The 14,456-nt window shown below is 71.8% G+C and carries 12 protein-coding genes; 5 read left to right on the top strand and 7 right to left on the bottom strand.

What is annotated here, in order from left to right:
• The first annotated feature begins 52 nt into the window (after positions 1-52).
• Positions 53-3,316, top strand: coding sequence for a BTAD domain-containing putative transcriptional regulator (locus K4G64_RS14670; RefSeq protein WP_221756479.1), 3,264 nt, complete (start codon positions 53-55; stop codon positions 3,314-3,316).
• A 25-nt stretch (positions 3,317-3,341) separates the two neighbouring features.
• On the opposite strand, the gene K4G64_RS14665 is transcribed toward K4G64_RS14670, so the two are convergent.
• The 3 genes from K4G64_RS14665 to panB all read right to left on the bottom strand — a co-directional run bounded on the left by K4G64_RS14665 (position 3,342) and on the right by panB (position 6,237).
• Positions 3,342-4,163 carry an ABC transporter permease gene (locus K4G64_RS14665; protein WP_221756478.1) on the bottom strand — a complete coding sequence of 274 codons (822 nt, stop codon included), beginning with the start codon at positions 4,161-4,163 and terminating at the stop codon, positions 3,342-3,344.
• Positions 4,160-5,179 carry an ATP-binding cassette domain-containing protein gene (locus tag K4G64_RS14660; protein ID WP_221756477.1) on the bottom strand — a complete coding sequence of 340 codons (1,020 nt, stop codon included), beginning with the start codon at positions 5,177-5,179 and terminating at the stop codon, positions 4,160-4,162. Before K4G64_RS14660 ends, K4G64_RS14665 begins: the two co-directional genes overlap by 4 nt.
• Positions 5,180-5,361: 182 nt before the next feature.
• Complete coding sequence (gene panB, locus K4G64_RS14655) at positions 5,362-6,237, bottom strand: 3-methyl-2-oxobutanoate hydroxymethyltransferase (RefSeq protein WP_097216257.1); 876 nt, start codon at positions 6,235-6,237, stop codon at positions 5,362-5,364.
• Positions 6,238-6,488: 251 nt separating this feature from the next.
• Here panB and K4G64_RS14650 point away from each other — a divergent pair, with 251 nt between their 5' ends.
• From K4G64_RS14650 to K4G64_RS14635, 4 genes are all read left to right on the top strand, one after another.
• A complete protein-coding gene (locus K4G64_RS14650; RefSeq protein WP_221756476.1) occupies positions 6,489-8,093 on the top strand; it encodes an MFS transporter in 1,605 nt (534 codons plus the stop codon).
• Positions 8,094-8,173: 80 nt separating this feature from the next.
• Entirely contained in the window at positions 8,174-8,824 is a 651-nt protein-coding gene (locus K4G64_RS14645) for a TetR/AcrR family transcriptional regulator (protein ID WP_221756475.1), read from the top strand.
• Positions 8,825-9,167: 343 nt separating this feature from the next.
• Positions 9,168-10,220, top strand: a complete 1,053-nt coding sequence (locus tag K4G64_RS14640; protein ID WP_221756474.1) for an endonuclease/exonuclease/phosphatase family protein — start codon at positions 9,168-9,170, stop codon at positions 10,218-10,220.
• 136 nt (positions 10,221-10,356) lie between these two features.
• Entirely contained in the window at positions 10,357-11,574 is a 1,218-nt protein-coding gene (locus K4G64_RS14635) for an MFS transporter (RefSeq protein ID WP_221756473.1), read from the top strand.
• Between the two features lie 55 nt (positions 11,575-11,629).
• Here the strand turns inward: K4G64_RS14635 and K4G64_RS14630 are convergent, their stop codons facing one another.
• The 4 genes from K4G64_RS14630 to K4G64_RS14615 are packed head-to-tail and all read right to left on the bottom strand — an operon-like array spanning position 11,630 to position 14,384.
• A complete protein-coding gene (locus K4G64_RS14630) occupies positions 11,630-11,830 on the bottom strand; it encodes a hypothetical protein (protein WP_221756472.1) in 201 nt (66 codons plus the stop codon).
• 48 nt (positions 11,831-11,878) lie between these two features.
• Entirely contained in the window at positions 11,879-12,274 is a 396-nt protein-coding gene (locus K4G64_RS14625; RefSeq protein WP_221756471.1) for a VOC family protein, read from the bottom strand.
• Positions 12,271-12,573, bottom strand: coding sequence for a helix-turn-helix transcriptional regulator (locus tag K4G64_RS14620; protein ID WP_221756470.1), 303 nt, complete (start codon positions 12,571-12,573; stop codon positions 12,271-12,273). The genes K4G64_RS14625 and K4G64_RS14620 overlap by 4 nt, the downstream gene beginning before the upstream one ends.
• A 56-nt stretch (positions 12,574-12,629) precedes the next feature.
• Positions 12,630-14,384, bottom strand: coding sequence for an NAD+ synthase (locus tag K4G64_RS14615; RefSeq protein ID WP_221756469.1), 1,755 nt, complete (start codon positions 14,382-14,384; stop codon positions 12,630-12,632).
• Between the last annotated feature and the right edge of the window lie 72 nt (positions 14,385-14,456).

Raw genomic sequence — 14,456 nt, 5'->3', positions numbered from 1 at the left:
CCGCCGCACCGACCGCCGTGACCCGCCCCCGTACACCGGAGACAATGAGCCCGTGCACTACCGCATCCTCGGCACCACGCAGGCGCTTCGCAGCGACGGGACCGTCGTTTCGGTCGGTGGGGCGCGGTTGCGTGCGCTGCTGACCGTGCTCGCGCTGCGGGCCGGACGGACCGTGCCCGCGGGGCTGCTCGTCGACGAAGTGTGGGGCGGGCAGCCGCCCGCCGACGCGTCCGGCGCGCTGCAGGCGCTGGTCGGGCGGTTGCGGCGGGCGCTCGGGGCGGACGCGGTCGCCTCCGTCGAGGGCGGCTACCGGCTCACGGCCGCCCCCGACGACGTCGACCTGCACCGGTTCGAGCGGCTGGCCGACGAGGGGCTGCGGGCCCTGGCCGACGGCGACCCCGCCAAGGCCGTCGTGGTCCTCGACGACGCCCTCGCCCTGTGGCGCGGCCCTGCCCTCGCCGACCTGCCCGACCGCACCGCCGAGGCGGCCCGCCGGGACACCCGCCGCCTGGACGTGCTGCGGGCCCGCCACACCGCCGCCCTCGCCCTCGGCCAGGCCGAGCAGTCCCTGCCGGAACTGACCGCCCTGTGCGACGGCCACCCCCTGGACGAGCCCCTCCATGCGCTGCGGCTGCGCGCCCTGCGGGACGCCGGCCGCGCGGCGGAGGCACTGGACGCCTACGAGGACGTCCGACGCCTCCTCGCCGACCGCCTCGGCGCAGACCCGGGGCCTGAACTGCGTTCCCTGCACGCGGAGTTGCTCCGGCTGGGGGACACACCCGGGCCCGCGCCGGCCCGGTCCGCCGGTAACCTCCGAGCCCGTCTCACCTCCTTCATCGGCAGGGAGACGGACATCGAGACCATCCGCGGGGACCTCGCGGCGGCCCGTCTGGTCACCCTGCTCGGGCCGGGCGGCGCGGGGAAGACCCGGCTGTCGCAGGAGGCCGCCGAGGCCGTGCGCGCGACCATGCCCGGCGGCGTGTGGCTCGCCGAACTCGCACCCGTCGACGACCCCGACGCCGTACCGGAGGCCGTGCTCACCGCCGTAGGGGCCCGCGAGACCGTGCTGTACGGTGCCGGCGCCGAGGGCATCCGGGCGGCTGTCGCGGACCGGCTGGACGATCCCGTCGAACGGCTCGCCGAGCACTGCTCGCGGCCCCGCATGCTGCTGATCCTCGACAACTGCGAGCATGTCGCCGACGCCGCCGCCCGGCTCACCGAGGAGCTGCTGGCGCGCTGTCCGGACCTCACCGTCCTGGCCACCAGTCGCGAACCTCTGGGCGTACCGGGGGAGTTGCTCCGCCCGGTGGAGCCGCTGCCCGAGCCGGTCGCGCTGCGGCTGCTCGCCGACCGGGGTGCGGCGGCCCGGCCCGGCTTCCGGATCGAGGACGACCCCGGGGCGTGCGCCGAGATCTGCCGGCGCCTCGACGGCCTGCCGCTGGCCATCGAACTGGCCGCCGCCCGGCTGCGCGTGCTCACCCCCCGCCAGATCGCCGACCGGCTCGACGACCGCTTCCGTCTCCTCACCTCCGGCAGCCGCACCGTCCTGCCCCGGCAGCAGACCCTGAGAGCCGTCGTCGACTGGTCCTGGGAGCTGCTCGACAAGGACGAACGCGACGTCCTGCGGCGGCTGTCGGTGTTCGCCGGCGGCTGCGACCTGCCCGCCGCCGAGGCGGTGTGCGGACCGGCCGCCCTGGAAGCGCTCGGCTCCCTCGTCGACCGCTCCCTGGTCGTGGCCGCCCCGCCGGACGGTTCGGCCGGCGGGGAGATGCGCTACCGGCTCCTGGAGACCGTCGCCGAGTACGCCGGTGAACGGCTGGACGAGTCCGGGCAGCGCGCCGACGCCGAGCGCGCCCACCTGACGTACTTCCGTGAACTGGCCCGCCTGACCGACCCGTTGCTGCGGGGCCCCGGCCAGCTCGCCGCGATCCACCGGCTGGAGCGGGAGTACGAGAACCTGCGGACCGCGCTGCGCCACGCCGTGGCCCTGCGCGACGAGCAGGAGGCGCTGTGCCTGGCGTTGTCCCTCGTCTGGTACTGGCAGATGCGCGACCTGCGCATCGAGGCGCGCAACTGGTGCCGTGAGGTCATGACGCTCGGACCCGACCCCTTCGCCGAGCCCGTCCGCCCGGCCGTCGCGGTGTGGGAGCGCTGCACCGACGCCCCGCCCCCGATGACCGGCGAGGTCCTCGCGGAAGCCCGGCGCGGCATCCACCTGGCCCATCTCGCCTGCATGGACACCGAGCTGGACGCCTGGCAGAACCCGCGCTCCCAGGAGAAGCTGCGCGCCATCGCCCGGACCTACGAGCCCGGCCTGCCGCAGAACTGCCGGCTGCCCGGCCTGCTTTGGTTCTTCGCCGTGATGCTGACCGGCGACATGGACCGGCTGCGCGTCATCATCGACGCGTCCATCCGCACCTGCCGGCAGACCCCGGGTTTCGACTGGGAGCTCGCCTCCGGCCTCCAGATGCGGGCCAACTTCCTCGCCAACCGCACGGACTGGGCGGGCGACGCCGCCCGTGACGCCGACGAGTCGCTGGAGATCTACCGGCGCATCGGCGACGCCTGGGGCACCGCCGAGGCCCTCTCCGCCCGCGCCGAGGCCCATGAACGCCGGGGTGACTACGCCCTGGCCGCCGCCGACTACGAGGCGGCCATCGGGCACGCCGAGCATCTCGGCGCCCGCGCCCAGGCGGCCGTCCTCAGCGCCCGGCTCGGCAGCGCCCTGCTGGAGGCCGGCGAGGGCGAACGCGGCGAGCGGCTGCTGCGCGAGGTGATCGCCCAGCACGAGGAGTCGCACAGCGAGGCCATGCCCGCCGCCCGGCTGTTCCTCGCCGGCCGGCTCGGCATGACGGGCCGTGCCACCGAGGCGCGCGAGCAACTGCGGCGGCTGCGCCAGGACTTCCGCATCGCCCACTTCATCGTCTTCGACACGTTCATCCTGGCGACCGAGGCATGGCTGGACGCCGCGGAGGGACGGTACGAGGACTGCCTGGAGCGGATCCGCAAGGGGATCGAGCGGGCCGCCGACCCGCTGTCCGAGGCCATCGCACCCCATATGCGCTCGAGTTACCTGGTCATCGGTGCCCGTGCGCTGGCCGCCCTCGACGGCGGGCGGCGTGCCGCGGACGCGGCCCGCTGCCTCGGTGCCTTCGACACCCTGCTGCCGCCCGGCCACGTGGCCCAGTCGCAGGAGCGCGAGACCCGCGAGCAGGCGGAGCGGCACACCCGGGCGCTGCTGGGCGACCAGGTGTACGAGGCCGCGTACGCCGAGGGCGGCGGCCTGTCCATCGAGGAGGCCACCGCCCTGCTCTGACGCGGATCGGACCGGTCCGTCCCGGTCAGCTCTTGGTGCGGAACTTGTGGATCGCGACGGGCGCCATCACGGCCGTGATCGCCACCGACCAGCCGAGCGTCACCCACAGGTCGTGCGCGACCGGACCGCCCACCATCAGACCGCGCGCGGCGTCCGCGAGCGTGGACAGCGGGTTGTAGTCGGTGAAGGCCTGGAGCCAGCCGGGCATGGACGTGGTCGGCGCGAAGATCGACGAGCCGAACTGGAGCGGGAACAGCACCAGGAAGCCCATCGCCTGCACGGACTGCGCACTCTTCATCATCACGCCCAGGGTGAGGAACACCCACATGATCGACGAGGCGAACGCGGTGGACAGCGCGACGGCCGCGAACAGCCCGGGCCAGTTGGTGATCTCGAACCCGACCGCCACGGAGACGATCATGAGGACCGCGGTCGCGAACAGCATCCGCAGCAGTTCCACCGAGATCTTCGCGAACAGCACCGAGCCGCGTCCGATGGGCAGGGACCGGAAGCGGTCCATGACACCGGAGTTGAAGTCCTGGCTGAAGCCGGTGCCGACGCCCTGGGACAGCGTCATGCTCATCATCGCGATCATGCCGGGGATCACGTACTGCACGTACCGGTCCTGCCCGCCGCCCAGCGCCTGCCCGATCGAGCCGCCGAACACGAACACGAACAGCAGGGTGAAGATGACCGGCATCAGCAGCGCGTCGGCCATCGACTCCGGGTCCTGGCGGATCCACAGCAGGTTGCGGCGGACGAGGGCACCGGTGTGCCGCATGTGCCCGCGCAGCGAGATGTGGGCGTCGTCCTTCGTCACGGGGGTGGGGACAGTGGCGGCGCTCATACGGTGACCTCTTCGCGGTCCTCGGCGGGCGTGGCGTCCTGCGGGGCACTGGCACGGTGGCCGGTGAGGGACAGGAACACCTCGTCCAGGCTGGGCAGTTCGGTGGTGACGGCGGCGAGTGTGATGCCGCGGGAGGTGACGGCGCACACGACGGCGGTGAGCTGCTCGTCACTGAGGATCGGGACCAGCAGGGTGCCGGAGGCGGCGTCCACGGTGGTGGTCGCGAGCCCGGTGATGCCGAGCTCGTCCAGGTATCCGGCGAGCGGCCGCAGGTGCACGGCGTCGGCCGGCCGGATCCGCAGGGTCCGCCCGCCGACCTTGGCCTTGAGCTCCTCGATGCCCCCGCCCGCGACGACCTGCCCCTTGTCCACGACCGTCAGCTCGGAGGCGAGCTGCTCGGCCTCCTCCATGTACTGCGTGGTCAGCAGCACGGTCACACCGTCGCCGACCATGGCCTTGACCTCGTCCCACACCTCGTTGCGGGTGCGCGGGTCGAGCCCGGTGGTCGGTTCGTCGAGGAAGAGGACGGCGGGCCGGCCGATCATCGAGGCGGCCAGGTCGAGCCGCCGCCGCATGCCGCCGGAGTAGGTGCTGGCGGGCCGTTTGGCGGCCTCGGTCAGCGAGAACCGCTCCAGCAGCTCGTCGGCCCGCCTGCGTGCCTCCTTGCGGGGCAGGTCGAGCAGTCGGCCGATCATGTACAGGTTCTCCCAGCCGGGGAGCTTCTCGTCGACGGAGGCGTACTGCCCGGTGAGGCCTATCACCCGCCGCAGCTGCCGCGGCTGCCGTACGACGTCGTAGCCGGCCACCGTGGCCCGGCCCGAGTCGGGTGCCAGCAGCGTGGACAGGATCCGCACGAGGGTGGTCTTCCCGGCGCCGTTCGGTCCGAGCACCCCCATCACGGTGCCCTCCCGCACCTCCAGGTCGACCCCGTCCAGAGCCTTGGTCTCCCCGTAGTGCTTCACCAGCCCCCGCACGGTCACAGCGGCGCCGCCGGTTCGTGTGTCGATTCGCGTCATGAGACAGACGGTCTCAGTGCCCACCGACAAATCACCGACAGGCCGCCGACACCCCCTGTCGGTGGTACCGGCGGCGGGATGCTCCCGGCGGAAAGGGAACAGCCCGTCGGCTGGGGGAAGGCCGACGGGCTGTCCGTGGTACCGCTGTGGCTCTCTAGGGGACGAGGTACCGCTGTGGCTCTCTAGTGGACGGAGTTCTCCTCCTGCGGGAACGTTCCGCCGACGACCTCGTCGGCGAACGCCTTCACCGCGTCGCCCATCACCTCACGCAGGTTGGCGTACTGCTTCACGAACTTCGGCACCCGCCCACCGGTCAGGCCCAGCATGTCCGTCCACACCAGCACCTGCGCGTCGGTCTCGGGGCCCGCCCCGATCCCCACGGTGGGGATGTGCAGCACCCGCGTCACCTCGGCGGCCAGCTCCGCGGGGACCAGCTCCAGCACCACCGCGAACGCGCCCGCGTCCTGCACGGCCTTCGCGTCCCGCAGCAGCTGCTGTGCCGCCTCCTCGCCCCGGCCCTGCACGCGGTAGCCCATGGCGTTGACCGACTGGGGGGTCAGGCCGATGTGCGCCATGACCGGGATGCCGGACTCGACGAGCAGCCGGATCTGCTCGTGCGACCGCTCGCCCCCCTCCAGCTTCACCGCCTGCACTCCGGCCTCCTTCACCAGCCGGGTCGCCGAGCGCAGCGCCTGCACCGGACCCTCCTGGTAGGAGCCGAAGGGCAGGTCGCCGACGATCAGGGCCCGGGAGGTCCCCCGTACGACCGCCGCCGACAGCATCGTCATCTCGTCGAGGGTGACGGGCACGGTCGTCTCGTACCCCAGGTGGCAGTTGCCCGCCGAGTCGCCGACGAGCATCACCGGGATGCCGGCCTCGTCGAAGACGGACGCGGTCATCGCGTCGTACGCGGTGAGCATCGGCCACTTCTCGCCGCGCTCCTTGGCGGCGGCGATGTCCCGCACGGTGATACGGCGGGTGCCCTTGCCCCCGTACAGCGCCTTGCCGCCGTCGGAGGGCTTGGTCTGAGCAGTCTGGGCAGCCGGAAGCTGCGTCATTGCACGGCTCCTAACACGTCATCTCGAGGCGCCCTGACGGCGTCCCCGGACCACGTCCATGGTGGCACCTCGTGCCATCGAGGGCTAGGGGAGCCCCTGTGAGTTCCGCCCCCGTGAGTTCCGCCCGGAGCCCCAACCGGAGCCGGAGCCGGAACCGGAACCGATCCCGGAAGCGAAAGCCACGTAAGATCCGGGTAAGAGTATTCCAATACGAGACGGTCTCGTATCGAAATGGTTCTAGGCTCGGACCCATGACTAATCCTGCCGACCCGGCCGCCCCCACCGGCCCGCGCGTACCGGAAGCGGTGCACCGGCGCCGCTGGGCGATCCTCGGCGTGCTGATGCTCAGCCTGCTGATCGTCGTGCTCGACAACTCGATCCTGAACGTCGCCATCAAGACGATCTCCACCCCGGCCCCCACCGGCCTGGGCGCCACCCAGAGCCAGCTGGAGTGGGCGATCAACGCCTACACCCTCGTCTTCGCGGGCCTGCTGTTCACCGCGGGGCTGCTCGGCGACCGGCTGGGCCGCAAGAAGGTGCTGATCGGCGGTCTGGCCGTGTTCGGCCTCGGGTCCGCGCTCGCCGCGTTCTCCGGCTCGCCGGGCGAGCTGATCGCCTTCCGGGCCGTGATGGGGCTGGGTGCCGCGTTCGTCATGCCCGCCACCCTCGCCGTCCTCATGAACGTCTTCGAGCGCGAGGAGCAGCCCAAGGCCATCGGCATCTGGGCGGGCGGCGTCGGCCTCGCCGTCGCCATCGGCCCGATCACCGGCGGCGTCCTGCTCGAGCACTTCTGGTGGGGCTCGGTCTTCCTGGTCAACGTGCCGATCGTGGTGCTCGGGCTGGCGCTGATGCTCTGGCTGGTGCCCGACTCGCGCGATCCGCGTCCCGGCCGGATCGACCCCGTCGGCGTCGTGCTGTCCGTCGTCGGTCTGGTGCTGCTCGTCTACGGCATCATCAAGGGCGGCCAGCTCGCCGACTTCACCGAGGCGACCGTGCTGGCGACCATCGCCGCCGGACTCGCCGTGCTCGTCGCCTTCGTCGTGTTCGAGAAGCGCAGCGACCACCCGTCGATAGACGTCACGTACTTCAAGGACAAGGTCTTCTCGGCCGCCATCGCCGCCATCGCGCTGGTCTTCTTCGCCCTGATGGGCGTGACCTTCTTCGCCGTCTTCTACACGCAGAGCGTGCGCGGTTACTCGCCGCTGCAGACCGGTCTGCTGATGCTGCCGCTGGCCGCCGCCCAGCTGATCTTCGCGCCGCGCACCCGGCTGGTGGTCGACCGGTTCGGCAACCGGGTCACGACCACGGCCGGCATGGTCGTCATCGCCGCCATGCTGGCCGCCTTCGCCACCCTGGACACGGACACCCCCATCTGGATCCTGGAAGTGATCTTCTTCCTCATGGGGGCCGGCATGGCGCACATCATGACGCCGGTCAGCGTCGTCATCATGCAGGCCCTGCCCCGCGAGAAGGCCGGCTCCGCCTCCGCGCTCAGCAACACCTTCCGGCAGGTCGGCGGGGCTCTCGGCGTCGCCGTCCTCGGCTCGGTGCTGTCCACGGCGTACCGCACGGGCATCGAGGACAAGCTCGGCGTCCTGCCCCCGGCCCTGCGGCACACCGCGGGGGAGTCCATCGAGGCCACGCTCGGCGTCGCGGACAAGCTCGGCCCCCGGGGCGAGTCCCTCGTCGCCCCGGCCCACGACGCGTTCCTGCACGCGATGCACACCACCGCCCTGTGGGGTGCGGGCATCGCGCTGATCGGTGCGGTCGTCGTGGCGCTGTTCCTGCCGGGCAGGCCACCGGCGCCGCCCCAGCAGGGCGAGGGAGAGAAGGAGTTGTCGCACACGCGGGCGTAGGCCTAGGGAAGAATTCACCGTCCGTGACAGTCGTGAAAGTCAGGAACGGTCTCCACCCGGTCAGGAAAGGACGCAGCGACGTGAGCCTCGCCGAACGGCACTCCCCGCACGGCGGACCCGCGAGGGGCCGCCCCAGAAGCGAGGCCGTCGAGCGCGCCATCATCGAGGGCGTGATGAAGCTCCTGGAGGAGGGCGTGCCCCTCGCGGAGCTGTCCATCGAGCGCATCGCCCGCACCGCCGGCGTCGGCAAGGCCACCATCTACCGCCGCTGGAGCGGCAAGGAGGAACTCTTCGTCGACGTCGTGCGCGCCGCGGAGCCCCCGGACCCGCCGCTGCCCGGCACCTCCATGCGCGACGACCTCGTGGTCCTGCTGGAGCAGGTGCGCCGGCGCGGACTGGCCAACCGCTCCTCGGCGATCCTGCACAGCGTGCAGGCCCAGATGAAGAGCAGTCCGAAGCTGTGGGCGGCGTACCACGCCACGGTCGTCGCCCCGCGCCGCCGGCTCGGCCTGGAGGTCCTGCGCCGCGGCCGGGAGAACGGCGAACTGCGCACGGACCTCGACCTCGAACTCCTGAACGACCTGTTCGTCGGCCCGGTTCTCGTACGCGCCGTGCTGCGCCCCGACGCCGACCTCCCCGACGACCTCGCCGAGCAGGTCGTCGACACCCTGCTCGAAGGCCTGCGCCCCGGCGGCTCACCGTCCGTCAGATCGGCCTCCGACGGCTCCTAGTGCCCCGACAGGCAACGTTCGCCCCGTCACGACGTCCGGCACGCCCTCTCGCCGCACCGGCCGAAAGCCCAAGTACATCCAGTACAAGGGCTTCCGGCCGGCACGCCGAGAGCACGCACCGGACGCCGCTCCTTGACGGGCAAACGTTGCCTGCCGCGGCACTAGTGTGCGCGTTTCGTCACAGAGGGCGCTTTCGCGGGGTCCCATCGGAACTCCCCGCGGGGACTCGAACGTCATCGCCCCCGTACGGCCGTCGGAGGACGGCGGGAACGGAACGGATCATCCCCTAGGGTCGTAAGGACACGGGGGCGATGGTGTGCACGGCAGGCAGTGAGGCGACGGTATGGCGCAGCAGGCGTACATGACGGAGACGGAAAACGGCGGCTCGGGGCCCGAGCACCGGGGAACCCGGCTTCGGCGCCTGTTCGACCGGCTGGCGGGCCCCTGGCGGGGCGACCCCCGGATCTGGCGGCGCGGACTGCTCGTCACCGCGTGCGCGGTGCTGCTGGCCCTGGTCATGGTGCTGCACTCGCGCATCCCGAACGCGTTCGGCAACCTGGGCAGCCTCATCGAGACGTTCCTGCCGTGGCTGGGGCTGCTCGTCCCGGTACTGCTCGTCCTCGCCCTGGTCCGCAGGTCCGCGACCGCGCTGATCGCGGTGGTGCTGCCGTCCGTGGTCTGGCTGAACCTCTTCGGCGGCCAGCTCAGCGACAAGGCGGCGGCCGGTGGTGACCTCACGGTGGTCACGCACAACGTCAACGCCGACAATCCGGACCCGTCCGGCACCGCCCGTGACGTGGCCGCCTCCGGCGCGGACGTGCTGGCCCTGGAGGAGCTGACGCCGGCCGCCGTCCCCACGTACGAGAAGGCGCTGGCGTCGACATATCGCTACCACTCGGTGCAGGGCACGGTCGGCGTATGGAGCAAGTACCCGCTGAGCGGCGTGCGCGACGTCGACCTCGACATGGGCTGGACGCGTGCGATGCGCGCCACGGTGACCGCCCCGTCCGGGCAGTTGGCGGTCTACGTCGCCCATCTGCCGTCCGTGCGCGTGAAGATGGAGGCCGGCTTCACGGCCCGCCAGCGCGACCGCAGCGCCGACTACCTCGGCGAGGCCATCGCCGACGAGCCGCTGAAGAACGTCGTCCTGCTCGGCGACCTCAACGGCACGATGAACGACCGCGCGCTCAACGCCGTCACCTCCCAGATGCGTTCGACGCAGGGCGCGGCCGGCAGCGGGTTCGGCTTCAGCTGGCCCGCGTCGTTCCCGATGGCGCGCATCGACCAGATCATGGTCCGGGGCCTGAAGCCGGAGAGCTCGTGGACCCTTCCGCAGACGGGCAGCGACCATCTGCCGGTCGCGGCCCGTGTGAGGGTCACCACAAGCGGTTCCTGAAAGCCGCTGGTCAGGGCGCTGCCGTCAGAAATCCGCAGCTGAGGCGTCACCTCGTGGAATAGCGCGCCTGAGAGACTTTGTTCCGTACTTGAACATACGCGTACGGATCTTCAAGCAAGTCTCGAAAGGCTCACTCATGCCCCTGGCCCTGCTCGCCCTCGCCGTGGGCGCCTTCGGCATCGGTACGACCGAGTTCGTGATGATGGGGCTGCTGCCCGATGTCGCGGACGACCTGAACATCTCGATACCCGGCGCCGGCCATCTGGTGTCGGCGTACGCGCTGGGCGTCGTCATCGGCGCCCCGCTGCTGGCCGCGGTCACCGCCAGGATGTCCCGGCGCACGGTCCTGATCGGCCTGATGGGACTGTTCGTCGTGGGCAACGCCCTGTCGGCCCTCGCGCCGGACAACGGCTGGCTGCTGGCCGCCCGCTTCCTGAGCGGACTGCCGCACGGCGCCTTCTTCGGCGTGGGCGCCGTCGTCGCGATGAACATGGTCGCCCCCGAACGCAAGGCGCGCTCGGTCTCGTTGATGTTCCTCGGTCTGACGGTCGCGAACGTCCTGGGCGTGCCGGCCGCCACCCTCATGGGGCAGAACCTCGGCTGGAGGGCGACCTTCCTCGGCGTCAGCGCCATCGGCCTGGCGGCGATCGCCGCGCTCGCGTTCCTCATCCCGCACGACCACAAGCACACCACCGCCCAGGGTCTGCGCGGCGAACTCGCCGCCCTGCGCTCCCTCCCGGTCTGGCTGTCGCTCGGCACCACCGTCGCGGGCTTCGGCGCCCTCTTCGCGGCCTACAGCTACATCACGCCGATGCTCACGGACGCCGCCGGCTACGCCGGCGCCAGCGTCACCCTGCTGCTGGCGCTGTTCGGTGTCGGCGCGACCGCCGGCAACCTGCTGGGCGGCCGGCTGGCCGACCACTCGCTGCGCGGCACGCTGTTCGGCGGCCTGACCGCGCTGGTGGCGGTGCTGGCGCTGTTCCCGCTCCTGATGCGCACGGAGCTCACCGCCGCGGTCGCCGTCACCCTGCTCGGCATGGCGGCCTTCGCCACCGGCTCCCCGCTCCAGCTGATGGTCATGGAGAAGGCCTCCGCGGCCCCGTCCCTGGCCTCCTCCGCCAACCAGGCCGCCTTCAACCTGGCCAACGCCGGCGGCGCCTGGATCGGCGGCCTCGCGCTGGCCGCGGGCTTCGGCGTCACCTCCCCGGCCCTGGCCGGTGTGGCCCTGGCCGTCCTCGGCCTGGCCGTGGCGTCGCTGGCCTACGCGGTGGACCGGCGCCGGGCTCCGGCCGCCGGACGCGAGCGGATCGTGGCGAGCCACGTCCCGCAGGAGGCGGAAGCGGTGCACAACTGACGGTTTGTGGTGGGCGGCGGCCCGCGGGATCACCTCCCGCGGGCCGCCGACGCGTCTACGGGGGCGCCCCTAGGCGCGCCGCGACGACCGCCGAACCGGTGAACGGCTGCTGCCGCAGGGCGACGAACTCGTCGGCGGTCGCCGCGTCGGGCAGGCCTGTCGCTTCCTGTACGGCCGACCGCCGGCCGCCGGGTTCGTCGACCATGGTGCCGAGGACGTCGACGACGTCGACCCCGACGTCACGGAGCTCCGCCATGCGTTCTCCCGGGATGCGTCCACCGGCCGCCGCGGAGGTACCGCCGCGCTACTCCTGCGGCCGGGTCGCGATCTGGATCAGGTTGCCGCAGGTGTCGTCGAAGACGGCCGTGGTCACGGGGCCCATGTCCAGGGGCTCTTGGGTGAAGCGGACACCGAGGCCGCTCAGGCGCTCGTACTCGGCCCGGACGTCGTCGACGGCGAACTGGGCGAGCGGGATGCCGTCGGCGGCGAGCGCGTCACGGTAGGGCTTGACGGCCGGATGACCGGCGGGCTCCAGGAGCAGCTCCGGGCCGCCGGGGTTCTCGGGGGAGACGACGGTCAGCCACCGGTCCGTCTCGCCCACGGGGACGTCGTACTTCTTCACGAAGCCGAGGACCTCGGTGTAGAAGCGGAGGGCCTCGGCCTGGTCGTCGACGAAGACGCTGGTGAGATGGATCTTCATGGGGTGCTCTCTTCGGGTCCGGGCGCCCCGCGTTCGAGCCATCTCTCGGTGATGTGGCGCAGCGGGGCCGTGTTCAGGTCGTGGAACTTGTAGCGGCCCTCCCGCCTGGTCTCGACGAGCCCGGCGGCCTCCAGCACCGCGAGGTGCTGGGAGACCGCCTGACGCGAGATGCCGAGCTGATGCTTCATGCTCAGCCGCGAGCAGATCTCGAACAGCGTCTGCCCGGACTTCTCGGCGAGCTCGTCGAGGATGGTGCGACGGGTGGGGTCGGCCAAGGCTTTGAAAAGGTCATCGGCCACGACCCCAGGATAGGCAAGTGTTCACTTGCCTATCAGGACCCCTCCCGGCATGTCCCTCAGAGAGACTCCCGCCACGCGTTCGTGATCGGCAGGCGGCGGTCCTTGCCGAAGCCCTTCGGGGAGATCTTCGTGCCCGGCGGGTACTGGCGGCGCTTGTACTCGGCCGTGTCCACCATCCGCAGCGTCTTCGCGACCAGCTCCGCGTCGAACCCGGCCGCCACGATCTCGTCCGCGCCCCGGTCCCGGTCGACGTACAGCTCCAGGATCGCGTCCAGCACCGGGTAGTCCGGCAGCGAGTCGGTGTCCACCTGGCCCGGGCGCAGCTCCGCGCTCGGGGGCTTGCTGATGGAGCTCTCGGGGATCGGCGGGGTCTGGCCGCGCTCCCCGGCCGCCCGGTTGCGCCACTCGGCGAGCCGGAAGACCGACGTCTTGTAGACGTCCTTGATGGGGCCGTACGCGCCGACGGAGTCGCCGTAGAGCGTCGAGTAGCCGACCGCCAGCTCCGACTTGTTGCCGGGGGCCAGGACGATGTGGCCCTCCTGGTTGGAGATCGCCATGAGCATCGTGCCGCGCAGGCGCGACTGGAGGTTCTCCTCCGCCAGGCCCGTGAGCCCCAGCGAGCCCATGTAGGCGTCGAACATCGGCTCGATCGCCACCGTGCGGAAGTTCAGACCCGTACGGCGGGCCAGCTCGGCGGCGTCGTCCTTGGAGTGGTCCGAGGAGTACTTCGACGGCATCGACACGCCGTACACGTTCTGCGCGCCCACCGCGTCGCACGCGATCGCCGCGACCAGCGCCGAGTCGATGCCGCCCGACAGGCCGATCAGGACCGAGGAGAAGCCGTTCTTCGCGACGTACGCCCGCAGGCCCACGACGAGCGCCGAGTAGACCTCCTCGTCGTCCTCCAGACGGTCCGCGTAGCCACCCGTGAGCTCGGGCTCGTACGGGGCGAGCGGCTCCTCGGACAGGACGACGCGGTCGATGCGCAGACCGTCGTCGACCACGCCCGTCGGCGCGTCCGCCGACGCCGCCGGCAGGTCCAGGTCCAGGACCACGCAGCCCTCGGAGAACTGCGGCGCCCGCGCCACGACCTCGCCGTACCTGTCGACCACGATCGAGTCGCCGTCGAACACCAGCTCGTCCTGGCCGCCGATCATGGCCAGGTACGCCGTGGTGCAGCCGGCCTCCTGGGCCCGCTTGCGGACCAGCTCCAGACGCGTGTCGTCCTTGTTGCGCTCATAGGGAGAGGCGTTGATCGAGACCAGCAGGCCCGCCTGCGCCGAACGGGCGGCGGGGACGCGCCCGCCGTCCTGCCATAGGTCCTCGCAGATGGCCAGGGCGACGTCCACGCCGTGCACCCGCAGCACCGGCATGCTGTCGCCGGGCACGAAGTAGCGGAACTCGTCGAACACGCCGTAGTTCGGCAGGTGATGCTTGGCGTAGTTCAGGACCACCTCGCCGCGGTGCAGCACCGCCCCCGCGTTCTGCGGCGCGCCGGCTGGCTGGCCGTACTTCGGCTGGGCGGTCGCGCTGCGGTCGAGATAGCCGACGATCACCGGCAGCTCGCCGAAGCCCTCGTCGGCCAGGCGCGCCGCGAGCGCGCGCAGCGCCGCGCGGGAGGCCTCCACGAAGGACGACCTGAGCGCCAGGTCCTCGACGGGATACCCGGTCAGCACCATCTCGGGGAACGCCACGAGATGCGCTCCCTGTTCGGCGGAGTGCCGGGTCCAGCGGACGATCGACTCGGTGTTGCCGGCGAGGTCGCCCACGCGGGCGTCGATCTGGTTCAGGGCGAGACGTAGTTGAGGCACGCCGCTCAGTGTAATCGTCAGTGCGACACAATGGGGTGGTGCGGGTCACCGTGGTCTGGGTCACCCCGCACC

The organism is Streptomyces sp. WAC04114 (assembly GCF_019733245.1).
In the GTDB taxonomy this organism is placed as follows: Bacteria; Actinomycetota; Actinomycetes; order Streptomycetales; family Streptomycetaceae; genus Streptomyces; species Streptomyces massasporeus_A.
Note: the sequence above shows the minus strand (reverse complement) of the source record. Positions and strands in the feature narration are given on the sequence as shown.